The organism is Pseudanabaena sp. UWO311 (assembly GCF_006937785.1).
GTDB lineage: Bacteria > Cyanobacteriota > Cyanobacteriia > Pseudanabaenales > Pseudanabaenaceae > Pseudanabaena.
The window spans coordinates 1-26,338 of record NZ_SJEE01000030.1 but is presented as its reverse complement, the minus strand read 5'-3'; the positions used below and the strand labels follow the sequence as shown (position 1 = coordinate 26,338).

The 26,338-nt window shown below is 42.4% G+C and carries 17 protein-coding genes; 5 read left to right on the top strand and 12 right to left on the bottom strand.

Going from position 1 to position 26,338, the window contains the following annotated elements:
• Window positions 1-10: 10 nt before the first annotated feature.
• Entirely contained in the window at window positions 11-1,255 is a 1,245-nt protein-coding gene (locus PseudUWO311_RS18745) for a sulfite exporter TauE/SafE family protein (RefSeq protein ID WP_142656752.1), read from the bottom strand.
• 35 nt (window positions 1,256-1,290) lie between these two features.
• Complete coding sequence (locus PseudUWO311_RS18740) at window positions 1,291-1,707, bottom strand: MarR family winged helix-turn-helix transcriptional regulator (protein WP_219817825.1); 417 nt, start codon at window positions 1,705-1,707, stop codon at window positions 1,291-1,293.
• 417 nt (window positions 1,708-2,124) lie between these two features.
• Between PseudUWO311_RS18740 and PseudUWO311_RS18735 the strand changes: the two genes are divergently transcribed.
• Window positions 2,125-3,417 carry an efflux RND transporter periplasmic adaptor subunit gene (locus PseudUWO311_RS18735; protein WP_142656751.1) on the top strand — a complete coding sequence of 431 codons (1,293 nt, stop codon included), beginning with the start codon at window positions 2,125-2,127 and terminating at the stop codon, window positions 3,415-3,417.
• Window positions 3,414-6,671: an efflux RND transporter permease subunit gene (locus PseudUWO311_RS18730; RefSeq protein ID WP_142656750.1), complete on the top strand. Its 3,258-nt coding sequence runs from the start codon at window positions 3,414-3,416 to the stop codon at window positions 6,669-6,671. The genes PseudUWO311_RS18735 and PseudUWO311_RS18730 overlap by 4 nt, the downstream gene beginning before the upstream one ends.
• A 46-nt stretch (window positions 6,672-6,717) precedes the next feature.
• Here the strand turns inward: PseudUWO311_RS18730 and PseudUWO311_RS18725 are convergent, their stop codons facing one another.
• The 3 genes from PseudUWO311_RS18725 to petJ form a co-directional block, all read right to left on the bottom strand.
• Window positions 6,718-7,170, bottom strand: coding sequence for a hypothetical protein (locus PseudUWO311_RS18725; protein ID WP_142656749.1), 453 nt, complete (start codon window positions 7,168-7,170; stop codon window positions 6,718-6,720).
• A gap of 101 nt (window positions 7,171-7,271) precedes the next feature.
• Window positions 7,272-7,904, bottom strand: coding sequence for a superoxide dismutase family protein (locus PseudUWO311_RS18720; RefSeq protein WP_142656748.1), 633 nt, complete (start codon window positions 7,902-7,904; stop codon window positions 7,272-7,274).
• A 49-nt stretch (window positions 7,905-7,953) separates the two neighbouring features.
• Window positions 7,954-8,292 carry a cytochrome c6 PetJ gene (gene petJ, locus PseudUWO311_RS18715; protein WP_142656747.1) on the bottom strand — a complete coding sequence of 113 codons (339 nt, stop codon included), beginning with the start codon at window positions 8,290-8,292 and terminating at the stop codon, window positions 7,954-7,956.
• A 388-nt stretch (window positions 8,293-8,680) separates the two neighbouring features.
• On the opposite strand from petJ, the gene PseudUWO311_RS18710 reads away from it, so the two are divergent.
• Window positions 8,681-10,039 (top strand): hypothetical protein, encoded by a 1,359-nt coding sequence (locus tag PseudUWO311_RS18710; RefSeq protein WP_142656746.1) that lies wholly within the window; start codon window positions 8,681-8,683, stop codon window positions 10,037-10,039.
• A 12-nt stretch (window positions 10,040-10,051) separates the two neighbouring features.
• A complete protein-coding gene (locus PseudUWO311_RS18705) occupies window positions 10,052-10,798 on the top strand; it encodes a cytochrome c biogenesis CcdA family protein (protein WP_190303566.1) in 747 nt (248 codons plus the stop codon).
• Here the strand turns inward: PseudUWO311_RS18705 and PseudUWO311_RS18700 are convergent.
• A complete protein-coding gene (locus PseudUWO311_RS18700; protein ID WP_142656745.1) occupies window positions 10,795-11,238 on the bottom strand; it encodes a hypothetical protein in 444 nt (147 codons plus the stop codon). The two genes, PseudUWO311_RS18705 and PseudUWO311_RS18700, sit on opposite strands and share 4 nt — an antisense overlap.
• 225 nt (window positions 11,239-11,463) lie before the next feature.
• On the opposite strand from PseudUWO311_RS18700, the gene PseudUWO311_RS18695 reads away from it, so the two are divergent.
• A complete protein-coding gene (locus tag PseudUWO311_RS18695) occupies window positions 11,464-12,090 on the top strand; it encodes a lysozyme inhibitor LprI family protein (RefSeq protein ID WP_142656744.1) in 627 nt (208 codons plus the stop codon).
• A gap of 33 nt (window positions 12,091-12,123) precedes the next feature.
• Here PseudUWO311_RS18695 and PseudUWO311_RS18690 read toward each other — a convergent pair whose 3' ends face one another.
• The 6 genes from PseudUWO311_RS18690 to PseudUWO311_RS18665 form a co-directional block, all read right to left on the bottom strand.
• Window positions 12,124-12,495: a DUF2809 domain-containing protein gene (locus PseudUWO311_RS18690; protein WP_142656743.1), complete on the bottom strand. Its 372-nt coding sequence runs from the start codon at window positions 12,493-12,495 to the stop codon at window positions 12,124-12,126.
• 327 nt (window positions 12,496-12,822) lie between these two features.
• Window positions 12,823-16,074, bottom strand: coding sequence for an ATP-binding protein (locus PseudUWO311_RS18685; RefSeq protein ID WP_142656742.1), 3,252 nt, complete (start codon window positions 16,072-16,074; stop codon window positions 12,823-12,825).
• A gap of 13 nt (window positions 16,075-16,087) precedes the next feature.
• A complete protein-coding gene (locus tag PseudUWO311_RS18680) occupies window positions 16,088-19,486 on the bottom strand; it encodes a PAS domain-containing sensor histidine kinase (RefSeq protein ID WP_142656741.1) in 3,399 nt (1,132 codons plus the stop codon).
• A 15-nt stretch (window positions 19,487-19,501) separates the two neighbouring features.
• A complete protein-coding gene (locus tag PseudUWO311_RS18675) occupies window positions 19,502-23,803 on the bottom strand; it encodes a PAS domain S-box protein (protein ID WP_142656740.1) in 4,302 nt (1,433 codons plus the stop codon).
• A 378-nt stretch (window positions 23,804-24,181) separates the two neighbouring features.
• The gene (locus PseudUWO311_RS18670; protein WP_142656739.1) at window positions 24,182-25,135 is read right to left on the bottom strand and encodes a peptidoglycan recognition family protein; all 954 of its coding nucleotides are present in this window, start codon (window positions 25,133-25,135) and stop codon (window positions 24,182-24,184) included.
• 173 nt (window positions 25,136-25,308) lie between these two features.
• Entirely contained in the window at window positions 25,309-26,229 is a 921-nt protein-coding gene (locus tag PseudUWO311_RS18665) for a serine/threonine protein kinase (RefSeq protein ID WP_190303565.1), read from the bottom strand.
• Between the last annotated feature and the right edge of the window lie 109 nt (window positions 26,230-26,338).

Here is a 26,338-nt window from a genome sequence, read left to right as displayed (position 1 = left end):
GCAGTCAAATTTAGTTTTTATTTAATTTGCGATCGCGGAATTTCCAAGCCCTAATTAACAAAGTCCCCACCGAAATCACCCCACATAAAATCGTCAAAATCCAGTTTTTAGGAGTCCAATTTACTGCGCCGAGATAGTTAGAACCGATCGCAATGGTATGTACTGACGCTAATATCAACGCGGGAACCGAGAGCAAATGCACATAGCGCCAAGCTTTACCCAGTTTATTTACCATCCAATCGGAACTCGTGAGGGCAGCAGGAGTCATCAGCGCGATCGCGATCGCGCCTAGCCAGATTGAGATTTGGTGCTGCGGAATCATGAAGGATAAAGCATCGAAGTTCCATTGGAAAGTATGCTCGATTTTATGGAATGTATGGGCAAGAGAGAGAATAAATGCACCAACACCGATCGCTCTTCGATAGGTCATTAACGCTGACCAAGACTTAAAAATCTGACTGAGGGGACGTGCAGCGAGAGCAAGGATCAGCAAAATCAAACCTGCATGACCTGTGTAATCCACCATATCGCTAGTTCGCAATAGCGTTAAGATGCCGATGGTGAGAGTAATCCAGCCACCCATTCTAAATAACTGACTACGGCGATCGCGACTTAATAAACCTGCAAATACACCAATACCCAGCATCGAGGGTAAAGTTCCCAATCCAAACGCCAACATCGTTAGCGCACCCTGCGTCATGTTACTAGTTTCGGCAGCCTTGATTTGAGCAGTGTAGAGAAATCCACAGGGAATCAATCCCCATGTCATACCTAATAAAGCAGGAGTGAATGGATGAGAATGCAGTGATAATTTCATCATCGCGTTGTTGAGGCGTTGATGTAGACCAACCTGAGCCATCGGATTGAGAAAAGGAATATTTGGCAAACCTTCAGGCTTGATCTGCACAATTCCCATCCACACCAAAAGCATACCCGTCAAAATTGCTAGCCAACGCCGCAGATCGCTCTCCAAACCTGCTAACTGTCCACCCGCAACTAATACCGACCCGATCGCCCCAATAGCTGCCCCTGCGATCGCATAGCTAAAAATTCTGCCAAGGTTTAGCAATGCATGAAAATACAAATGCTGTTGCCAACTTCTAGAATTATTTCTAGGATTATTTTTAGAACTATCTTTGGAGTTGCTTTCTTTACCTGAAAGCGAGAAAGCAACGGTCAAGGGGCCACACATGCCCACACAATGACCAAAACTCCCTAAAAATCCTAAAGCAGCAACAAGCAATAAATCTAGCATTATTAATTTATAGTCTAACTTCAGCCGATTATTTGTCAATCGTCAGCGCAATCACGAAAAACAAATATTTGACTTAGTTCTTCAAGCCCATTGAGCAAATGAGCAAGATGCTCTGGGGGAAGATGGGCAATTTTATCAGCCAAGCGATCGCGAGTTATTTGTCGTACTTGTTGTAAATGCTCTTCACCAGCAACAGTAAGACTGAGAACGACCTTGCGCCTTGATTTTGGATGCTCAACGCGAGTTACATATTCCTTTTGCACCAATCGCTCAACCATTGTCGAAGTTGAGGCACTCGTAACACCCAAATATTCAGCTAGAGCAACGAGCGATGTCCCTGCATTAATTTGCAGAAAAGCAAGGGCGCGTAACTGAGGAATGGTCAAGCAAGTTGATTCTTGCTGCCGTACCTCAGTATAGATCCATCGCATCACAGTAGGGACAACATCCATAACTCGCGCGGCGCAAAGTTGTGGAGAAATTGAATTAAGTGATGAATCCATCTTGACTCTAGAGATATAGTAATGTAGTAATACTAATAGTTAGTTAAGTTAACAATCAGAATACAGCATGAATGTATAAGTACTATGGCTTAATAAAAATAAAAACCCTGATTCACCCGCTGCGCGGGCGAATCAGCTTCTTGGGGTTTTAGTCATAGTATAAGTCTAGTGCTGGCACAGGGACACAGCCCCTACGGTAACCTCTAAATTTTGGAGTAGGGGCAATCCCCTCGTGGTTGCTCTGCTACGCTATCAGCAAGAGGTCTACCATCTAACTTCCACGTAACATCAGTTAGCAGGTTAAAAAAATAGCTTCGCAATTTTTTAACCTGCATTACTTCAAATAATTACGATCGCTTGAAAACTATGCGGCATCCTCTCTTTTTAGCATTTTTATTGGTATCAGTGTCGATCGCTATACCTAGTTTGATTACGGCTTGCAGTTCATCACAAACTGAGTCGGGGAAAACGCAGCAGCGTCCTGCCGTGCCAGTGGTGATTGCACCCGTAGTGCAGAAAACTCTTCCTATCCAGATTCGCAGTACAGGGGTCGTAGAGGCATATTCAACGGTAGCGGTCAAGTCTAGAATTGGTGGACAGTTGATTGAGGTTGGCTTTAAAGATGGTCAGGATGTGAAGCAGGGGGATTTGCTATTTCGGATCGATCCTCGTCCGTTAGAGACACAATTGCAACAAGCGATCGCTGCCCAAGCTCGTAATCAAGCCCAATTGCAACAGGCGATCGCCAATCAAGTCAGAGCCGAAACGACAATTTCACAAGCAAAGGCGAACCGTAATCGTGATTCTGTGCAGATGCAGTTTGCTAATACGCAACGTAAAAGCTATGAAAGTCTTTATGATCAGGGCGCAATTAGTCGCCTACAGGTAGATCAATTTCGTACTAATGCCGAATCTGCTCAATCAACAATGAGCGCTTCTGATAGTGCGATCAATACAACCATTGCATCGGCGGAAGCAACTAAAGCTGATATCGAAGCTGCTAAAGCCAATCTTGCGGCAGGTGAAGCGTTAATTGATAATGCTAGAGTTCAGCTTTCCTATACAGAAATTTATTCTCCTGTAAATGGCAGAGTTAGCAGTATTAAGGTTAATCAAGGAAACCTGATTAAAGCTGATTCTGATGGAGCCTTAGTTACCATCAGCCAAATTAAGCCGATTTATGTAACCTTCACAGTGCCTGAAAAATCCCTAGCTCAAGTGAAACAATATCAAAAGCGCGGCAAGCTCAAGGTTCAAGCTTTTGTCACCAACGATAAAAAGCCTGTTGAGGGGGAACTCACTTTCATCGATAGTTTGGTGGATTCCACTACGGGAACTGTACAACTCAAGGCGACTTTTGCGAACTTAGACGATCGCATTGCCCCTGGTCAGCGCGTTGATGTGATTCTCAAACTAGCTGAAGAACCTAATGCGATCGCCGTCCCATCTCAAGCAATTCAAACAGGTCAGAAAGGGCAGTTTGTGTATGTAGTCAAATCAGATAACACGGTAGAAATTCGTCCCGTAAAGGTCAGTAATACCGTTGGTAATGAATCAGCAGTCTCTCAAGGTTTAGAAGTAGGCGAGAAAGTAGTTCTCGATGGGCAATTTGCGCTCTCTCCTAATGCCAAGGTCGAAGTGAAGGAGCCACAAAAATGAACATTACCCAACCTTTTATCCGCCGCCCCGTCATGACTACCCTCGTCATGTTGGCTATTCTCTTGTTTGGGATCATCAGCTATCGCTTACTACCTGTTAGTGATTTACCAACAGTGGATTTCCCGACGATTAGCGTCACGGCGAACTTACCAGGCGCTAGTCCTGAAACTATGGCATCTTCGGTGGCTACGCCTTTAGAGCAGCAGTTTTCGGCGATCGCAGGTCTGGACTCCATGACCTCTAGTAGCGCCCTTGGCAGTACGCAGATTACATTGCAATTTAGTCTCAATCGCCAAATCGACGGCGCAGCTTCGGATGTACAAGCGGCGATCGCCAAAGCCTCTAAGCAATTGCCACCGACATTAACGACTCCACCGCAGTATAGCAAGGTGAATCCCGCCGACCTGCCCATTCTCTATGTTGCCCTTAAATCTGAAGTACTGCCCCTATCTGAAGTTAATAAATATGCAGAAAATTTGCTGGCGCAGAGGTTATCAACAGTTGATGGGGTAGCGTTAGTATCGATCTTTGGCACTCAGAAATATGCGGTACGGATTGAACTCGATCCGCAGGCTTTAAAGACTAAGGGGATTGGCATTGATGAGGTTGCTACTGCGATCGCCCAAGGAAACTCCAATCAAGCTACGGGAAATATTTATGGCGCTGAAAGCACGCTTACTATTGACACTAATGCACAGTTAAGTGATGCCAAAGGCTTTAGTAATATCATTGCGGCCTATCGCAATGGTGCACCCGTGCGGCTAAATGAAATTGCCACGATAACTGATAGCGTAGAGAACAATCGCCTTGCCGCTTGGTATAACGGCACAAGAGGCATCATTCTTGCTATCCAACGCCAACCAGGCACTAATACTGTAGCGGTGGTTGATACATTAAAAAAACTTTTGCCAACATTCCGAGAGCAAATTCCTGCGGCAATCGATGTTGAAGTTTTGTACGATCGCTCGCAGTCAGTTCGAGCTTCCGTTGAGGATGTGCAGTTTAGCCTACTCTTAGCGATCGCGCTTGTAGTAATGGTCATCTTTCTATTCCTTCGCAACTTCTCCGCTACTTTGATTCCTAGTGTGGCTCTGCCCATTTCGTTAGTAGCCACCTTTGCGGTGATGTATAAACTGAACTACTCTCTCGATAACCTATCTTTGATGGCACTGACATTATCGGTGGGCTTTGTTGTCGATGATGCAGTAGTTGTGCTAGAAAACATTGTCCGCCACCTAGAGATGGGTAAATCTCGCTTTCAGGCAGCGATCGACGGTTCTAAGGAAATTGGTTTTACTGTTCTCTCGATGACGATCTCATTGGTTGCTGTATTTATTCCCATTCTATTTATGGGAGGCATTATTGGTCGCCTGTTTCAAGAATTTGCAGTCACAATTAGTATTGCTATTCTCGTTTCAGGTTTTGTCTCTCTCAGCTTGACTCCAATGCTTTGTAGTCGTTTCCTCAAACATACTACGCATAGCGATAAACCAGTCCTAGATGCAAATCACTTGAGTGAAGAGATTGACAATGAAAGCGATCTAATGCATTTAAGTAACGGGAATGGCAATACTAATGTTAGTCACAACAATAATGGTCATAGCAATGCTCATAGCCATAATGGGCATGGTAATGAAGGTGGATTTTTTCAGCGCTTTTATGCATGGAGCTTGCAAAAGTCTCTCAAATATCATCGTGTGACTATGGCGATTTCTGTAACTATCCTAGTTGCCACAGTCTTTTTATTTGGAATAGTACCGAAAGGATTCATTCCCAATGATGATATTGGACAGATTTTAGGAACTACGGAAGCCATCCAAGGTATTTCCTTTGAAGAGATGGTAAAGCACCAAGCCCAACTTGCGGAGATTGCTGCCAAAGATCCTGATGTTGAGGCGGTTTACTCAGCAGTAGGGGCTGGTGGCACAATTTCTTTGCCGAATAATGGTCGTCTGTTTATGCGTTTAAAGGAACGTAGTCATCGATCGCGGAATGTCGATCAAATTATTCAGGATCTCCGCCCTAAATTATCGAAATTCCCAGGCATTCGCGTTTTCTTACAAAATCCTCCCTCAATTCGTCTTGGAGCAACAATTTCTAAAGCTCTGTATCAATACACGATCTCCGATACAAATCTAGAAGGTCTGTATGCGTCTGCACCTGAGCTAGAGAAAAAACTCCGTCAACTCGATAATCTCCAAGATGTTACTAGCGACTTGCAGATTAAAAATCCTCAGGTCAGTATTGATATCGATCGCGATCGCGCCTCTGCTCTTGGAGTCACAGCTACTCAAATTGAATCTGCCCTTGCCTATGCCTATTCAACCTATAAAGTCTCAACTATCTATGGTACTGATAACCAGTATTCTGTGATCATGGGGTTAAGCCCAGAATATCAAGCAGATTTGAAGGCTTTAGAATTGCTATCAGTGCGATCGAGTAATGGACAGATCATTCCCCTGAGCACAGTAGCTTCTTTCAAACAAACCGTGGGAGCACAGTCTGTAAACCACTTGTCGCAACTACCTGCGGTGACAATCTCTTTTAACCTTAAGCAAGGTATATCCCTCAGTGATGTTGTTGGTAAAATCGAACAGTTAGCCAAAGAAACTCTACCTGAAACTGCTTCAGGTAAGTTCCAAGGCACAGCTCAAGCTTTCCAAGATTCCCAACAAGGTTTAGGATTGTTGCTGGTAGCAGCAATCTTTGTAATCTATATTATTTTGGGAATTCTCTATGAAAGCTTTATTCATCCGATTACGATTCTCACCAGTCTGCCGTCGGCAGGTTTTGGAGCGTTAATTACGCTTCTAATTTTCCGTAGTGAACTCAATGTCTACGCCTTTGTTGGGATCATTCTTCTGGTTGGTATTGTTAAGAAGAACGGGATTATGATGGTGGACTTTGCGATCGGCGCTCGCAAACAAGGTAGTACCGCTTATGAGGCGATTTACGAAGCTTGCTTAGTGCGCTTCCGTCCGATTATGATGACAACCCTTGCTGCTCTCATGGGGACCTTACCGATCGCCCTTGGTGTCGGTTCAGGTGCAGAATCCCGTCGCGCCTTGGGATTAGCTGTAGTTGGTGGTCTGGTATTTTCGCAAATGTTAACGCTTTACATCACGCCTGTTTTCTACATTTATATGGAAGCACTACAAGAACGCTGGAAAAATCGCGATATTCGCAGCAAGGAAAAATCTAGAGATGACCAGTCACTTCAACCGAAGCCACCAGTATCCATACCACCTAATTAATGTAAATGAAAAGCGGCGCGAAGCGCCGCTTTTCATTACTTTTTGATTATTTACCTACATTTGTGGTGAAAGTTAATTCAAACGGCGAGAAATCTTCCCCATCTCTTGCTGAACCACTTAACTTAAGTTCATATCTACCAACTTGCGGAAATGTCACTTCCATACTCGGCAATCCCAAATAGCGTTCAATAATTGCCAAAGGATTAGCAACTGTAAATTTAATATTGCGATCGCTAAGCGATCGCACTTCCAGACGACAATTGCATTTTTCATAAGGGATAATCTCGCCGCCGCGCTTAGTGAGCGCGATCCAAATGGTGGATTTTTTACCAGCAATAGGGCGATCGTTAGGTTCGATATGAATTGTGCCGCCAACTTCTTGTGATGTTCTCACTTCATGGGCAATGCGAACAGGTGATGAAGATTTATCTAAATGGGAATCTATGCTAGGCGTAGTTGATAAATTCAAATTTAATAAGATAGAAGCTATTTCCAACATTGTTTAAGTATTCCTTAAAAGTTTTTTGCACAAATTTTTATCTCAGAAGCCTTAAAGAAGAGATGATTTGCCGCGCTAGGCGCGGCAAATCATCTCTTCTTTTAAGGCTTAATAACCCCACAGGCAATACGGGTCTTGTAATCAACATTGGGAATTGTCGATTTCCCGTTTGCACCCGCATGGATCAAAATCGATGTGCCGCCTTGCTTCAGTAACGAATTCTTGCCAGAGCCCAAGGTTAATGCAGGCAATAGTGCAGTCAGAGAGCCAGTACCATCCTGCTTGACGATGATATTTGGTAGATCCCCCGCAGGTTTATGTTTGTCTTCTTCATGCTTGTTGTGCATATGCTCATGATCATCATCCATATGTACTGGAGCAAAATGATTCCCCGATGTCTTAAAATCTGGTGCGTCACATTTTCCATTTTCATGCACATGTACCATATGTTCTCCCTTTGCCAAATTTCGCACTTCAAGAGAAACCGTCACGCCTAAAGGAGTTTGCGTAAATGTTGCCGTGCCCACTTGTTCACCCTTGACATTGAAAATGCTAGAAGTAGCCTTAGATTTCGCTGTTTGGGCGATCGCTACCGTAGTAGTAGAGATCGTAGCAAGTGTGACACAAGATAGCAAAATAGCGACTTTAGCCGCGAATCTGGATGGGATTTTGTTGCAATATGAGTTAATCATGCGATCGCTTTCCTTAAAAAATAATGTAACCGTGATTGGCATTGCACTAAAGCCTGTCGCAAATCACGGTTATTCGACAAGAAATCAATTCTTATTTAGCCCAACCAGCATTAGCTTGATCAAGTACGTAGTTAGCAACTAAAGTAATTTCATCAGCACTTAGTTTCTTGCCAAAAGCAGGCATGGCTCCTTTGCCTTTGGTAACTTGGAGTTCGATGGCTGCAACGGTATTCTTGCCGTACTTCTCCAATGCGTCTAACTTCAAAGTCTTAGCGGCGACTACGTTGTTGCGACCACCTGCGTGGCATTGAGCACAGTTATTGTTAAAGATTTTTGCGCCTGCGGATACTTCAGCAAAAGCTGGCTGCCCGAAAGTAAGACTCACCAACATGGTTAAGGCGATCGCGAGAATAGAAAAAATGCGTTTCATAGTTATGTATTCCTTAAATATTCACGAAAAATAAGGGCAAAGCTATAGCTGATGCCCTACGCGGCTTAGCCGCAAAGTCGAGTTGAATTTTAGTCTGAATGTATGATGACGGTATTTGCTCTAGTAGTCAAAAGACAGCCTGTCTAACAAGAAATTTTAAATCCTATAGCAATGTAAGGTTTGCTTAGGACATAAAACCAGAAGTGAGTTGCGGCGCTTCGCGCCGCAACTCACTTCTGGGATTTTGGTTTGCTATAGATTGATTTATGAGCGATCGCTCCTATGGGTGTATCTTACATAATCCTTAACCACATACAAATGATTTGATTGCTATAGCAAGATTGAGCAGAAACCGCAGTAGTAAAAACTTTTTAATGAGTACAAAACAATGAATAAATCATTCTCAGATATCTGGAACTGTCCTGAAGCTTTTGAATTTATTTGCACAAAGCAATGGGATAGTTTAAATCTAACTGATGTCACAAACATTCGCCATTGCGATGTTTGCAGAGAGAATGTTTATTTAAGCTCTACGCCTGAAGAATTTGTTCACAATAGCAAACTGGGTCGATGTGTCGCGGTTCCCAAACAAGCCCAGCCACCAACACCAGAACAGTTTGGACTCACAGGAAGAGTATCTCCAGAACTTGCAATGAATCTTGCTGAACAACAGAAACAATACAAAGTTTGGTGGAATATGGTTTTAAATTACGAGCCATATTTTATTCTATCTCTAATCAAAAAAGAGTATCCCGATGTTGTGGAATTTTTGATTGGATTAGGTTCTAACGTTTTAACAGAAAATTTTGATCTCTTGGGTCAAGCCTATCATCTGCTGTCTAATTCAGAAGAGCGCGACAAGTTTGCGCTACATCTCATCGAAATTGGACAAGTTGACGAAGCAGTTAAGATTGCCAAGACGCTTAAGGATAAACCAGATAGTCTAACTATCATGATTCTGAAACTTGCTGAGATGGATGCATTTGAGGTGGCTTTAGAATTTATTCTTACTCTCAAAGAGCCCAAGGCTCAGCTTTCTGGTTTGCGTGTCGTGATTGGGAAACTACAAGCATTAGGACAACTGCAAGCAGCTATTAGTGCTTGTGAGTGGTATCTTCTTAAGGCTAAAGATCTGCCTTCTTATGCAGAAGAAGAAGTCTTAGATTTCATATCACACTTGCGATCGCAGATATCCCAGAGCATTGTGTTAGATGAGGCGATCGCAACTGAATTTATTCACAACCCACCACAAGTTCAAACTGATCGCAAAGCTATGACTTGGTGCGTACTGGATATCGTTATTCTCAATGGCATACCCTATGCTTTGTTTGGTACAGATAGTTTAACTAATCCCTATCAAGGCGATACAGATACTAACTCAGTTTTACCGCTACTTTGTTTCAAAAAGATGGGATTCCCACGACCCTCAGGACTTCCAAATTCTAGTACGACAAATGGTGGTGCATTGCGAGGTTCTTGGTCTGGCGGTAAAGTGCTTGTCGTTCCTGATGTTCATGGTAAAATTTTAACTTCCCAATCAGTTGCCGATGAGTATTGCCGCCGCCAAGGGCTTCAAGTCCTTGGAGAAGATGGTTTCAGAATGGCAGAGTTTCATGATGGCGATCGCGATGCTGGTTGGGCAGGATGGGACTTTTGGGCAGATGCGTCAGCTATGCCGTCACTGAGAATCTCTGACATGCGATACTGGGTCAGTATCAACGATCAACCCGCAAACCCTTGGAGTTGAATAGTAATCACTATGCTGCAATTTTTCGATAACTTCTTCCAATCGCTACCAAACTGGTTTTACCAACTTGAGCAATGGGCTGATGCCTTAGTGAATAGCCAACTCAATCAAGCCTCATGGACAAGTGTCGGCGTAGTGTTTTTGGCAGGATTAGTTACTAGCCTTACCCCTTGCACCCTATCGATGTTGCCACTTACTATTGGTTATATCGGCGGCTATGAATCCAAAAGCACATGGAAGTCCGCCTTGCAATCGGCTTGGTTTTGTCTTGGTTTTGCGATCGCCCTTACAGGTTTTGGACTAGCGGCTGCATTGCTGGGAAAAATTTATGGACAGACCGCTTGGGGTTGGTCAGTGGTGATGGGAATCATTGCGATCGCGATGGGATTGCAACTATTGGAAGTGATTTCTTTCCGTTTACCCAGCTTCGGCAACTGGGAAATATCCCAAAATTTACCAACAGGAATGCGATCGCTATTAATCGGCTTATCCTTTGGGTTTGTGGCTTCGCCTTGCAGTACCCCCGTATTAGTAACATTGTTGGCTTGGGTATCAGGCTCAGGAAATCTACTAGTTGGTACAGAGTTTTTGCTAGCCTATGCGATCGGTTCCGTATTACCCCTAGCGATCGCGGGTACATTTACAGGCATCATCAAACAGTTTCTAGAACTTCGTCGTTGGTCAAGCTGGCTCAATTGGGGAAGCGGGCTTATTCTGATTGGTTTTGGGACACTTTCTATTTTGAGCAAAATCGCTTAGCTCTCTTTCAGCCATTCCTGATCAAATTTTGTCCAAAGACGGAGCAATCTTGGATCAACTTCAGTATCAAGTAGAACTGATTGGACGATCGAACGAATTTTTAATAGATCCCCGAAACTAGCGCGAATGAAGATTTTGCTGGAGGCAACAGCCTTTTCGAGAGTAGTCTTACCAAACATGATGTTGCGTAAAGCTAGCCCAGTACTTTCAAAATCATTGAGTGCGTCAGGCTCAGCATCGGCAATTGTAATTTGTAATTCTTGATCTTCTGCGGCATGTACATGTATGCGAGTATCATCGATCGCGATCGTTGCAGATTTGCCAGAGGCAATGCGAATGATTGCTGACCATGTGTCACCTTGGCGATCGCGCAAAATCTCGATTAACTCTAAAAGCATAGATGAGAGTAGTTCTGTGCGAGGTGATGGCGAGTCATTCATGGTCATATTTGCAGCGAATTGGCTAAAAAGATGTAAATATTATAGAATTATTGGATGTCATCTTTTGTGCAAATACAGCGCTTTATGCTCAAACTCGAAGCAATAAATCTTTTGAAAGTGTTGTAGAGAAACACTTTCAAAAGATTTATTGGTTTGTTAGTTACCATAAATTTAGCTTCGCGTTGAAGACTCAAGCTTTGCAAGTATCTCAAAGGTAATTTACTGATGAAGTTGTTTTTGCATTCCCTGACGATCGCATTAGGACTGTCCTATCTTGCGATCGCTCCTGTCTCCTCGGAGACAATCGCTAGCTCTAAACAGTTTGGAGTTGCGCCTCCAGCTTGTGAAGGAGAAGCTCAGCTTTACCTAAACATCTGCGCTTCTAGATGGGCAAAAACTGCGGATTTCTTGCGATCGCTAATTTATGAAGAAGTTTATAGTCGGATACCTGAAGCTAAGCAAACCCAACTCAAAGCGATCGAAAAAACTTGGAATTCCTATCGAGATATCCATTGTCAGGAACTGAGTGCACCATTCAAAAAAGGCTCAATTTATCCTCTCTTATATTTTAGTTGTCGAGCGCGAGTGACTAATGCTCGCATTGCCGATTTGCAAGGAACTAACTTTTCTCAAATTACTTCCGATGTGACTACTCAACGTCTAGCTAAAATCCTGAAGCATGAAAAGATGATAAATTCTGCTGGGCAACGTCAATGGCTGCAATATCAATCACAGCAATGCCAATTTGAGTCATTAGGTTCCACTGAGACCGCGCGATCGGTAAAACAATGTCGCGATCGCCTAGCCGAAGGTCGTCTACTGGAACTAGAAGCAATGCTTGGAACTCGATAAAATTCCTATTAGATGTGGCGTAATGCGCCAACTCTAACGACTTTCCCATACTAATATGATTGCAGTACCAAGGGCATAAGCCAAGATGTCTTTCCAATCAAAGGTAGTCCCAATAATAGTGGCTAAAATCCTGTTCTGTCTTAGTCCTAGTCGATCGACGAGATTAAGATATTGTAGTCCCTCGATCGCACAGGCAAATCCGAGTACAGATAGTGCTGCTATATTTGCTTGAACCTTCCAAAATGATTTGACAAAGCAATAAATAAGAATAACTACTAAAACATCTCCAATAAAAGGTCGAATAAACTGATCGTTGATAAAAACTGCGATAAAAACTTCTATTAAGAAAAGTACAACAGTTAAGTAGAAGTATTTTTGATTAAAAGTGAGTCTATTAGTAAACATGTATGGATAGTATTTATGAACAATTTTATACCACAACACAAAATGGCGTAGCCATTTTGTGTTTTTAAAACCCTTACAGGATTTGGTTTTTAATTCACAGAAGTGTAGTCACACTTTTGTGAATTGGTATTACATCCAAAATATCAGTGGCAGCGCGAAGCGCTGCCGCTGATATTTTGGGTGTAGTTTCCTGTTACAGCAATTATCGATCAAACGAACCACAAGAAAATTTTTGAAAGTGTTGCAAAGCAACACTTTCAAAAATTTTCTTGGTTTGGGGTTGAGCGCAAAGCGCTGTAAGCAAACCATTATAACGGGTGTAAGCTTTCAGGAAGTTAAAAAGGCTTGAATCTTCTGGGATAAAGTAGAGAGCTTTATTGGCTTAGAAATATACTCATTCACTCCCGCATCTATGCACTTTTGGCGATCTCCTGCCATCGCCAAAGCCGTCAGCGCAATGATCGGAATACTAGCCAAGATTGGATCAAGCCGAATTTGTTTAGTTGCTTCTAGCCCATCCATGACGGGCATTTGGATATCCATTAAAATCAAATTAGGGTGATTGATTCTAGCAAGAGCGATCGCCTCCTGTCCATCACGAGCAATGATAACGCGATATCCTTTTGCTTCTAGATACGCTGAAATAGTGGCGATATTTCCTTCATTATCTTCTGCTAGCAAAAGTAGTGGTGATGGATTTACCTCTTGGTTCTGAGAAGATTGCTGCTGAGGAGAAGACTCAGGTGCTGATAGGAGTTCAAAATCATCACTTAGTGGAAGATCAAACATAAAGCAACTGCCAACCTCTACTGTACTGATTACAGAGACGCGCCCACCATGGAGTTCTACAAGCTTCTTAACGATCGCTAGCCCGAGCCCAGTACCTTCATACTGGCGGTTAAGTGCTCCATCTAGCTGAGTAAAGGGCTGAAATAATGCGGACATATTGTCTGGGGCAATGCCGATGCCATTATCCGTAATTGTAAACCTGAGCCAAGAGCTAGTAATATCTGGAGAGAGATCTTTATAAATACTGACTTCCATGAATATTGAACCGCCCTCTGGAGTGAACTTTATTGCATTACTGAGCAGATTGATTAAAACTTGCTGAATCCGATGACTGTCTATTTCTAGATTTGGTAGATGAGACTGGATGTTAGAAGTAAGTTGGATTTGTCGGAGATTAGCGGATGCTTGGACTAATTGCTGACAGTTGTTGCAGAGTTGCTGAATATTTGTAGAAGCAAGATTTAGGGTTAATTTACCAGCGACAATATTTGCAAAGTCCAGCATATCTACGATCAGATTTAATAAATGATTGCCGCTGTTATCAATGGCTGTTAAGGCTTTGATTTGCTTAGGATTAAGTGCTCCAAACACTTCTTCTTTTAAGCCTTCAGTCATTCCCAAGATCGCATTAAGCGGTGTCCTGAGTTCGTGGCTCATGGTCGAGAGAAATTCATCTTTGAGTTGGTTAGCTCTTGTTAGTTCTTTATTTGAGACTGCAAGTTGTTTGTTAATAGTTAGCAACTGCGCTTCAAATTGCTTACGTTCGCTAATGTCTCGAAAAAACCAAACCCGACCATAACTGTCATTAGACCAATAAATAGGAGCAGAATAACGTTCAAAAAATCGCCCGTCGATGAGACCAATCTCATCATGGCTAATTTCCTTAGGATGGTTGTATAGATATTCAACCTTCTCTAGAAACTCACTTGGATGTATGAGTTGATTTAAAATGGAGTTGACAAGTTCGCGATCGTCTCCCTTCGCAATTAGACCTGGAGAGGTTTTCCATAAATTTAACAGTTTCTGATTATAGGTGACAACCTTACGATGTTCATCAATTACCAAAACTCCATCAAAGGAAGCTTCTTGCTCAGCTACAAGTAAGGCATTGCTCCGCTGTAAGTTTATAACCGATTTTGCAAGCTGGTCATGGGAGATTTTGAGCTGCTCAGTTGCTTTTTTTAATTGGGATTCAGCATGTTTGCGATCGCTAATATCCCGCACAATCACTAGAGCTTCTTCAGCATTAATATCGATAATCCGAACTTCCTCGTATATCTTGCGATCGCCAATGCCAAACTGATGTTCGTAAACTTGTAACTCTTTAGTGGAAATAGCTAAGGCGATCGCATCCAGTTGCTTTTGCAGCAAATCAGGCGGCAATACTTCTGAAAGATGTAGACTAATTTGCTCAAACCTCTCAGGTTCTATCAATGGAGAGATATATTCTATACAGGTTCCATCTTGTTTTACTCTTAGCAATAGATCAGGAATAGCCTCAATAATGGCTCGATTTTGAGATTCACTAATTTGGAGTTTAAGTGTGCGCTCAGCAATCTTTGTTTCCAGAGAAGAATTTAGCTCCTTTAATGCGAGTTCGACAATCTTACGATCGGTTATATTCCGAATCATTACCAATACTTCCTGATTGTTGAGTGCGGCAATACGAACTTCTTCATGCTGAGTTTCGCCATCAATATCTATGATCTGTTCGTAAATTTGTAATTCGCCAGTAGCGATCGCCTGATGTGCATAGCGAATTCTTTCCTCAGCTAATGTTTTTGGCAACATATCATAGATGTTAGGTTGGGCTACTAAAATTTGGGGGAGTTTTACTTTTAGACCATTTCCTGCTAACATCGCACGATAATTTCCTGCGAAATCCATCCGAACTAAGAGATCGGGAATTGCTGTGAGAAAAGCTCGGTTGGTCTCCTCACTCTGCTTCAGAGCAATTTCAGAGCGCTTACTCTCAGTAATGTCTCGCACCATAAATAGAACTTCATCTTCACCACTTTTGATGACACGGACTTCTTCATAATGAAGTTCTTTGCCTATTTGGATCTCTTGCTCATAAACTTGCAATTTACCAGTTTCTAATGCTTTTTCTAAAGCAGATTGCTGTCGCTGGGCAAGATCTGTAGGAAGGAAGTCATGCATCCATTTACCAACTGGATCAAAGTCTTGTGGTACTACATCAATTTCGCGGTTTGGAGTCATAAACCTGCGATATACCCCATCTGCTCCAACACAAAACATCATGTCAGGAATGGCAGCTAATAAAGCGCGACTTTGGCTATCATGATTATCTAAGGGTGGGGCACTAACTACTTTCTGATCGCTTAGCCGAGTGAGTTGTGATTCTAGCTGCAATACATTCTGTGCAAGCATCTCGGTGAGGGCTTCTTGAGCCAACAATCCCACAATGCGATCGCCTTCAAAAACTGGTAGATGGCGAATACTATGTTCTTTGAATAGTGACAAGGCGGTTTTGATATCAGTAAGCTCTGACTCTTGAATGCTGATTACAGGATGGCTCATCACTTGCTGAATTGGTAACTGCTCGAAAGGTTTGCCCTTGGAGCTGAGACGAATAATATCTCGTTGGGTGAGAAGCCCGATCAAATCGATGCCTTCAGCTTCGATTCCTTTTTGCTGAACTACTAATACAGCCCTAGAGCCAGTTTTACCCATAGCGGCGATCGCATCCATCACGCTCATCTCTGGCGCAACTATTAATGGATTGCGGATCACTGCGGATAGGATGTCTTGGTTTAGGGGAGAGGACATCACGGTTACTCGACTAAATGTTTAAAAATGATTGAATAATCTGGGATAGGGATTTCAACTTTATCGGTTTGGCAATATATTCATTGGCTCCAGCATCAATGCATTTTTGGCGATCGCTATCCATGGCTAAAGCCGTCAAGGCAATAATCGGAATATCAGCCAAGTTAGGATTGAGCCGAATTAGCTTGATTGTGGACAGCCCATCCATGATCGGCATCTGGATATCCATCAAAATCAAGTCAGGTTGATGCGTCTCAGAAAGAGCGATCGCTTCTTCTCCATTCATAGCTACAATAATCCGATATCCATTGGCTTCAAGGTAGTCAGTCAATGTACTTATATTAGCTTCATTATCTTCTGCAATCAAGACTAAAGGCGATGAATTAATGTTGACTGGTGCTGAAGCTGGTGGTTCTGAGATTGGAGCGATCGCATCATGAATGATCACCGATGGGAAATTAGTAATGCATGGGAGATCAATCGTAAAACAACTGCCTATGCCTAGTTCGCTGGTCAAGCCGACAATGCCCCCATGCAATTCCACCATGCGTTTGACAAGTGATAACCCCAAACCTGTGCCTGCATATTGACGATTTAAAGCGCCATCAATCTGAATAAAGGGTTGAAATAGTTTTGGGATGTTTTCGGGGGCAATGCCGATGCCTGTATCGATTACGGCGAAGCGAATCCATGATTGGGTATGCATTTGCTGTAATTCAATATGTTTAACTTCTAAGGTGATGCGCCCACCTGTGGGTGTAAATTTCACGGCATTGCTTAGTAAGTTAAGCAAAACTTGGCGGATACGACGCTCATCTACTTGTAGTTCTGGCAAGTCTGAAGCAATCTTCGTCTCTAATTGGATGCGTTTATTTAGAGCTTGGGTTTGGATAAATGTGATACTGGATTGACAGAGTAAGGCAACATTTGTCGGTGTGCAGTCTAGTTGGAGCTGTCCCGATTCGATTTTTGCCAAATCGAGAATATCGTTGATCAGAGCTAGTAGATGCATACCACTATTTTCAACGGTTTTTAAAGCTTTGAGTTGTTTCTCGTTAACGTCCCCTAAGATTTGTTCTTGAAGCGCTTCGGTCATGCCAAGAATGGCATTGAGAGGAGTGCGGAGTTCATGGCTCATATTTGCCAGAAATTCATCTTTGAGTCTGGTGGCGCGGAGGAGTTCCGCGTTGGTGAGTTCTAGTTTCTGTTCATATTCTTTGCGAGTTTGGATATCACGCATGATGAAGGAGAAAAATTCTATTTCGCCTTGAGCAGATTTGTGCGCAAGGATCAGCTGGGAAACGGGAATCTCTTGTCCTTCGGCATTCAGTAATGCTGTTTCACCAATCCAACTGCCCATGGTGATCGCATGGGGCAATCCCTCTTGCAAAACTATATCGGCTGCCCATTGGGGATGGCAGTCAGCAATTTGATATTGCTTTGTATCATGATTAGGATCGATCCCGCATAGTCGTTTTAATTCTGTATTCTTCCAGAAGATCATTCCGTTGGCATCTGCCATGCTGATGTAGTCAGTCGAAGCTTCTAGAATAGAGGTCAGACGAGTTTGTTCTTGCTCTAGTCGTTTGCGATCACTTATGTCGCGGAAAAACCAAGCTCGACCATAACGATCATTAGACCAATAGATTGGGGCAGAGTAAAGATCAAAGATTTTGTCATCTTTTCGGCTGATCTCTGAATGGCTGATCTCCTTAGGATGATCATGTAGATACTCGACTTGATGCAAAAATTCATCTGGATGAGTGAGGCGATCTAAAACAACGTCGAAAAGTTGGAGATCGTTTGCTGAGAGTACTAGTGATTGAGGAATATTCCACTGATTTAAAAAACGCTGATTGTAGGTGATGACTCGGCGATGCTCGTCAATCACCAGAATGCCGTCAAAGGAAGCTTCTTGAAGAACGGTTAGTAAAGCGTTGCTACGTTGGATATTGGTGATGGATTGAGCCAGTTTAGTATTCGATTGGACTAACTGCTTGGTTTTTGCTTGTAGTCTTGATTCCGCCTGCTTGCGATCGCTAATGTCGGTTAAAGTCCCTTGGCTGCCGATCACAACTCCTTCAGGATTTAAAATCGGCGTACTATTGGCGCGTACCCAGACATAATGACCATCACGGTGCCGATGTCGGAACTCAGGATGACAAGATTTTTTGCCAGATTCCACATTCACCATAAACTCAAGAGTCTTTACTCGTAGGAGATCATCTGGATGGACAAGGTCGGTATATGACTTGCCAATCCACTCACTAGATTCCCAGCCAAAAAGAGCCTTGAATTGCGGTGAGAGGTAGGTAAACAATCCATCTTGATCGCTTGACCAAATCAAGTCGAGCCCTCCTTCTACCAAACAGCGAAATTGAGCTTCACTCTGGACTAATTTGGATTCAACTAGTTTGTGATTGGTGATATCAGTATCGGAACCAATAACGCGAATAGGCTGCCCTAATTCATTGCGCACTGCTTGGCCACGCTCCAGCACCCATATATAGGAGCCATCTTTGCAGAGTGCTCTATATTCCATCTCTACAAATTCGGTTTTTCTAGCTAAGTGGTCATTGGCAGTAGCTAAGACGCGATCGTAATCATCAGGATGGATACGGCTTGAGCATTCTTCCAAGCTATCGCTAATTTCATCGTCAGCAAAGCCTCGCATCTGCTTCCATCGGCTAGAATAAAAAACCTTATTTGTCGCCATATCGAAATCCCAAATCCCATCGTTTGCCCCTTTGAGTGCTAGTTGCCAACGCTCTTCACTAGTTTTTAGAGAGGTGGTGCGTTCTTCTACTCGCCGTTCTAACTCCTGATTTAACTGCTTCAGCGCAATGGTCGCCTGTTCCCTTTCTAACTCAGAGGCAACACGCGCCGCAAAGATCTGAATAATTGGCTGTAATCTATCTATTTCTGGTATGGGCACGACATCCATGATACTGATTAACCCAAAGGGTTGCTTACTAGAATTAGTCAGAGCGACTCCCAGAAAACTATCGGCATTCAAAATAATCAGATTAGAATTATTAGGAAAGGTTTTTTGCAAATCGGTTGATTGAGCATAGATTCCGTCTGCTAAGACTATTTCACAGGGAGTATTTTTTATGTCATAACTCAAATTTGGTTGAAGCAGATTTCTTGACCAAAAGGCACGGGTTTGTAATTGTCCATCCTTTAATTCCGTGATCATGGCATGGGCACAACCTATAGTTGTGGCGAGATGTTTAACAAAGGCTGTGAAAAAATCTTCTCCTGTGACAGAAGCTGTTGCCTCCACAAGAGTTAGGAGTAGATTGTCGGTTTGTCCACGATCGCTTAATGGTAAAGAATGCTGATCTGGCGCAACAGGAGAACTGTGCGAGATCGCCGATACATTATCTTTTGAGTCAGGAGTAGATTCCATAAGGCTTAAACCTGTTTATGAATTCATAAAGGATCGAATCGTCTGGGATAAATCTTTTAACTTGATCGGTTTAGTAATATATTCATTAGCTCCAGCATCCATACACTTTTGGCGATCGCCTGTCATCGCCAAAGCTGTCAGAGCAATAATTGGCGTATCAACAAATTGTGGATCGAGGCGAATCTGTTTGATAGCTTCTAACCCATCCATGACTGGCATTTGGATATCCATTAAAATTAGATCTGGTTGAGCACTCTTGGTAAGTGCGATCGCCTCTTGACCATTCTTTGCGATGATAAGGCGAAATGCTTTGGCTTCAAGATAGCTAGCTACTGTAATGATATTAGCTTCATTATCTTCTGCTAACAAAATTAATGGCGTTTTAGATGCTGATGTCTGTTTCAGTTCCAAATGTGAATCAAGATTAGATTCAGGATGAGGTTCTAGTTTAGGGTCAGGTTTGATATGGTTGATCGGTAACTCTATAGTGAAGCAACTGCCGATACCTATTTCGCTGGTTATTCCGATTGTGCCCCCATGAAGCTCGATGATTTGTTTTGCCAATGCTAAGCCTAAGCCTGTTCCTTCGTATTTTCGATTTAAAGCGCTATCAATTTGGATAAAGGGTTTGAATAGTTTCTGGATATTTTCAGGTGAGATGCCGATGCCTGTATCGGTTATCGATATTTGTAAATAGTCTTGGGTATGCTCTTGGGTATGCTCAGAGACATGAGAAAGCTTAGTGGCTTCTAGTTTAATGTGTCCTCCATTGGCGGTGAATTTAACGGCATTATTGAGAATATTGATTAATACCTGTTTGATCCGCCGTTCATCTAACTGCATCTCAGGGAGATTTGGTTGCAGATGCATATCGATCTGAAGCTGTTTCTTCATTGCTTGTTGCTTAATAAAGTTCAGACTGGATGCACAGAGACAACTGATTGATGCCGATGAATAATTTAGTTCAACTTGTCCTGCCTCAATTTTTGCGAGGTTGAGAATGTCATTGATTAATTCAAGTAAATGGTTTCCACTTTTTTCTACAGTTTGTAAGGCTTGAATTTGGCGATCGTTGATGTCCCCATAGATTTGCTCTTGCAAAGCCTCAGTCATACCGAGAATAGCGTTGAGAGGAGTACGGAGTTCGTGACTCATGTTAGCCAAAAATTCGTCCTTGAGTTTGGTCGCACGGATTAGCTCTTGATTTGTGTGTTGTAGTCTCGCCTCGGCTTGTTTGCGATCGCTAATATCAAAATTAATACCAATCAAGCTATGGGGATGCCCATTCGCATCTCGAACCAAAGTTCCATAGTTTTTTATAAAGTGGATACTGCGATCGCGATGGAAGACCCGAAATTCAGTGTCCATGTCTATTTCTCCTAAGAGAGTTCGCTCTCCCATTTCTCTAGTAGCTACGAGGTCGTCAGGATGGAGCATGGCTGCCCAAGATTCATGGTTGAGTTGAAAATCAGTGTCCTGTGTGACTCCATACAGTTCATACATTCGTTCATCCCAAAACAATTTTTGCTCTGCAATATTCCATTCCCAACATCCGATCGCTCCAGATCTCAGTGACAAAGTGAGGCGCTCTGATAGTTTTTGAAGTTCCACAGTGCGTTTTTGTACCTTTGATTCTAGCTGTTGATTTAGTTCAACTAGCATGTTGTTAGTCCGTTGACGTTCCAACTCAGCAGTAGCACGGGCGGCGAATACCTTTAGGACTTGTTCTGCTCGTTGCGGATTTTGAATTGTCTTTTCATCTAAAATACAAAGATTCCCGATCGCTTGACCATTAATATCTTTTAAGGAAATACCAAGATAGCTGTATGCATCCATCTCAGCTAGATCTCGATGTTGAGGAAACATCTGCTGAACAAAGCTATCACAATAAAATGTTCCATGCTGTAATGCCTTTTCGCAGGGGGTGTTTGCAATATTAAAAGAAAAAGCTGGTTGAAGTTCTCCATTTGCCCAAAAAGCTAGGGAGTTTAACTCACCATCAATCAGTTCAGTAACTAGAGAGTGAGAAGTATTAAGAGCCTTGGCAATATGAGTCACTAGTGCAGGGAAGAAATCTTTCCCAGTGGTAGCGGCTGTGCCTGCAATTAGATTTTGTAGAGCAAGTTCGGTTTGTTTGCGATCGCTAATGTCTCGAATCATAAACAAAGCTTCATCTTCACCACTCTTAATCACTCTCACTTCTTCATCTTGAAAGCTATCTCCTATTTGAATATTTTGCTCGTAGATTTGTAACTTGCCAGTCTCGATCGCTTTACGCAAATAATGAAATTGGCGATCGGCAAGCTCTGCGGGTAACATCTCGACCATTGACCGCCCAACAAGATTTAAGTCTAGTGGAAAGAGTGCGAAATCTTGATACTGCGTAATAACTTCGCGATAAACTCCATCAGTCCCTACTCGAAACATCAAATCAGGAATTGCTGATAATATGGCGCGGCTCTGGGCTTCGCTCTTTGCTAAAGCCTGTTCTGCTTGTTTGCGATCGCTAATGTCCCGAATTATAAACAGAGCTTCATCTTCGCCTATCTTGATAACTCTAACTTCGTCATATTGAAGGCGATCTCCAATTGGAAAACTTTGCTCGTATACTTGCACCTCTCCTGTTTCTAGGCTTTTTTGCAGGTGATGCATATGTCGCTCAAAAACATCTGGTGGCAACATTTCAGAAAGTGATCGACCAGTGAGATCGTTACCTTGGGGAATAACTGCAAAATCGCGATATGCAATATAAAACTCGCGATAAATTCCGTCACTTCCCACCCGAAACATCAAATCAGGAATGGCTGATAATATTGCGCGACTTTGGGCTTCGCTCTTTGCTAAAGCAAGTTCGGCTTGTTTGCGATCGCTGATATTTCGCACCAATCCTAAAACCTCGGTTTCGCTATAAGGTACAATGCGAACTTCTTCGATTTGGGTTATGCCATCAATCTCCAGCTCTTGTTCGTATACTTGGATAGAACCAGTGTGAATGACCTGTTGGACTGATTTCAAGCGTTGTTTTGCCGCTTCAAGCGACAAAATATCAAACACATTGGTTCCAACCATCTCTGATAGATTGCCTAAAACGTTAAAATTTGGAGAAGCAAGAAATTCTAGATAAACACCTTCTTGGTTCATCCGAAAAATTATGTCAGGCATCGCACTAATTAAGGCTCTAGAATGAGATTCACTTTTTTGTAAGGCTTCTTCCGAGCGCTTCTGATTGCTAATATCTGTGATTGTCCCCACATAGCCGATGATTTGCCCATTGTTATCTTTCTCGGCGACAGCGTTTCCCAGTACCCAAATTACAGAACCGTCAGGTCTTAGGATTCGATACTCTAAATGAAATGGTAAATTTTTGCGTCTTGTGCGAATTTGCTCAGCGATGACATACTCGCGATCGTCGGGGTGCAATGCTTGCTGCCAAGATTTTCCAGTGGTTGATTCTGGTGACAAGCCAAGCATTTCGCAGCAGCGTTGGTTGATATATATACTGTTTCCCTCAGCATCAGTGCGAAATATTCCGACAGGAGCTGCGGTATTTAAGTTGACATAGCGCTGTTCACTTTCACGTAGTTGTAGTTCGGCTTGCTCGCGCTCAGTTAATTGATCGCGCAATTTTTGGTTGATTGCAGCTTGTTCACTAGCGATCGCACGGCTAGCAAAGATCGCAAATAGGACAGAGATCGCTGCTGACAAGAATACACTTCCAGCAACTATGCTATTGCGAATTGTCTTAGAGTAGGCTAGTTCTGACTCAGCTTTTTCTGTTTGTAAATCAGCAAGTTGGACAAATGGTAATAGGCGATCGGGAAACTCAATAAACTTGACAAAATCCTTGTTTTTGACAAATTTAACTAACCGCAATTCTGCTGCGGTTAAGTTTTTTGGAGATTCTGTGAGTGGGGTTAATTGGGCGATCTCTAGGTTTGCTTCTTTCTGAAATTTTTTCACTACCATTTCATATTCAGCTAGCAGGGGTTGCAGCCCCTCAATGCTTGTTGTCGTACCAGATGAGTTATATGTCTCTAATGCGGTTAAAATTTTCTGAATGCGATCGAGTAATTTGCCGCTCTCTCGCTTAAAGCCATCTGGATCGGCTAAGTAAGGTGATAGTTGTTTGGCAGGACGATTATATAAAATATCGACTTGGAGAGTGTTTAAAAACTTGCGATCTTCGGCAGACCCCTGCATCTTCTGAGTTGCATTTTGGTGATAATTATTTCCTACTAGCAAGCCTACAGAAGACCCCACGAAAGTAATGCCTAACGCGATCGCATATCCATAAACTATCTTGTTAGTCTTAAACATCTGTCCCTAAAGCCCATGTTAAAAGTTTGTGCGGATTATTTTCTATCATCTTAAGTTTAACTGATTTCATCAAATAATCATTGACTATCTCCATTAAATATTTTGAGGCGATCGGGCTAATGAGCTTAATTTCTTTAGCCTATAGCAATTTAAGTTTTGCTTGAGAAATAAAGCCCAAAAGATAAGTGGCGGCGCTTAGCGCCGCCACTTATCTTTACATTGCTGTTGTGGACGGGGGGTATATTTAATTTTGAGTAGTTACTTAAAGAGTGTTTGAGAAGTACCTATCTAGCGTAAATTTTTGTTTTTACCCCCCTCTAACTCCCCCTTTGCAAGAGGGAGAATTAGAGGGGGGGCAAAAACTTCTCAAGCACGCTCTTAAAGTGCCGATGGACAGCCAATAGAGATTTCTTTGGTTCTGGGATATTGACTTAATAGATTTTGGAAAAGATTAAAATTGAAACTGCGAGGATCAATACGTGAGCCTGAGCGATCGACAATTCTGTGAGTAGTAATTCGCTCTAAAGGCACATCAGTTTTTGCGACTAACCATGCTAAAGATTGATATTGAGGCTCTGTATATCCACTATGGTTATACCCATCATGCATTCCATCCGCAGGCGTTTCTAGAGAAATATGATAGGCAAAGTTATTTACAGAACTTGGATATCGAGGATTAGTTTGTACTGATTCTGTTCCCAACGAACTTACAAAAACAGAGTTCCCCGCACCAAAGGCGCGTTTATCTGGTGGTACAAAGTAAATAATGCTGCCATCCGTTGCAATTAATGCGTGATAGCTAGCTTGATTATCCTCGTCAGTATGGAATTCCTGAAAAAAATTAATGACACTATTAGCAGAGCCTACCGTTTCATGAAGAACAATAATCGGTGGATTATTAGCAGGTTGACCCGATAGATCTTTGAGATAGCGCTCTCCATAGTTAGAAGATGCAGCCAAAGCAATTACTTCGCTGGGGTTATAGGTAATTCCTTTTTGAGAAGAAGTAGGATTTGCTGTAGAGGCTGGTAAAGGTTTCCGAAAGCGCTCTAGGGTGATGGGAGTAGAGGTGAGTGCGGCTGGTAATGATGGCTCAGGTGGATTTGCTGGTGGCTGGCTCTCACAACCTTTCACTGGTGCAAATTGATTGATTTCTGGAGAAAAGTAGATGTTTTGAGCAATTCTTTGCGTGGTTTTTTGAGAGATACTTGCGCGAGTTTTCGTAAAATTAGCATCAGCGATTATCTTAGTTTTAGCTGGTTCTGCTAAGAGAATAAATATCACCAATGTCAGAAAAAAGAAGGCGATCGCTACTAATCGTTTAACTTGCATACTAGGCTAATGATAACTTTGGAACGGCGATACAAAAATTTATAAGCGGAGATTTTAATGTCAGTTTTTACTAAATAAACCACAATATTTCTTTTTAAAGTGTTATGAATTAACACTTTAAAAAGAAATATTGTAGTGAAGAACATTCTTCTTTATGCGCTTCTCTCTCCTAATCATTTTGGCTTAATAATTTGCGGTGGCAAAGGGATAGGTGAAGGAAGAATTCGACTAAAAACAGCGATCGCATATCCTATCAATCCCATAATAGCGATCGCTAATCCGATCCAAATGCGACTACGGTTTTGCTGCGCTTGCTTTATCTGCTGTTTTATCTGAGTCTGGCGCTCAGTTTGGATCTCTTTGGTTAGGTGATCGAGCTCATCGAGGCTATGCAAAATTGCATCACAGTCAGATGGGCGATCAACTGGTCTTTTTGCAATCAGTTTGTCTAATAACTGAGCAAAATTATCGGAAATCTGTGGAGCTGATTCGCGCCAATGGTATATATCTGTATGTGAATCATGCAGATTGAGAGGATAAGTACTAGTAACTAAATGTAAAAAAGTCATACCTAAAGAATAGAAATCAGACTGAGGAATCGCAAAACCACGTTCTTGCTCTGGAGAGGTATAACCAGCAGAAGAGATTTTTGTGACCCCGCCGACACTACCGATCTTAGCTAGATAGGTATAGGTTGCTTCCCTTGCAGTGCCAAAGTCAATCAGAGCAAGCTTCCCCGATGGTCTGAGCATAATATTTGAAGGCTTGATATCGCGATGGAAATAGCCCTTTTGATGCACAATTTTCAATACTCGTACGATTTGCTTCAACCATCCGATCGCCATTTTCTCTGAGAGTCGCTTATGGCTATAGATCCAATCATGGAGATTCATTCCTTCAATTTTTTCCATAACAATGCCGTATAGCTTTTTTTTGTCTGGTAAATAATGATGGATATAAGCATCAATTTTGGGTAATCCTGTGGAATCAATTTGCCCTAACAAAAAAGCTTCTTGTTCAAAAAGCTCGACAGTTTTCGGCTGATCGTTAAATTCAGGTTTGAGGATTTTAAGTACCTTAGGAATGAAAAACAAATAACTTGTGCAAATTAGGATAATCTCAGATAAAGAAAGAAAAGGAATAATTTTGGGTTATTACAGCGAAGAACTTGAGACGGAGATGTTGAAATTTTACGGTTCACTG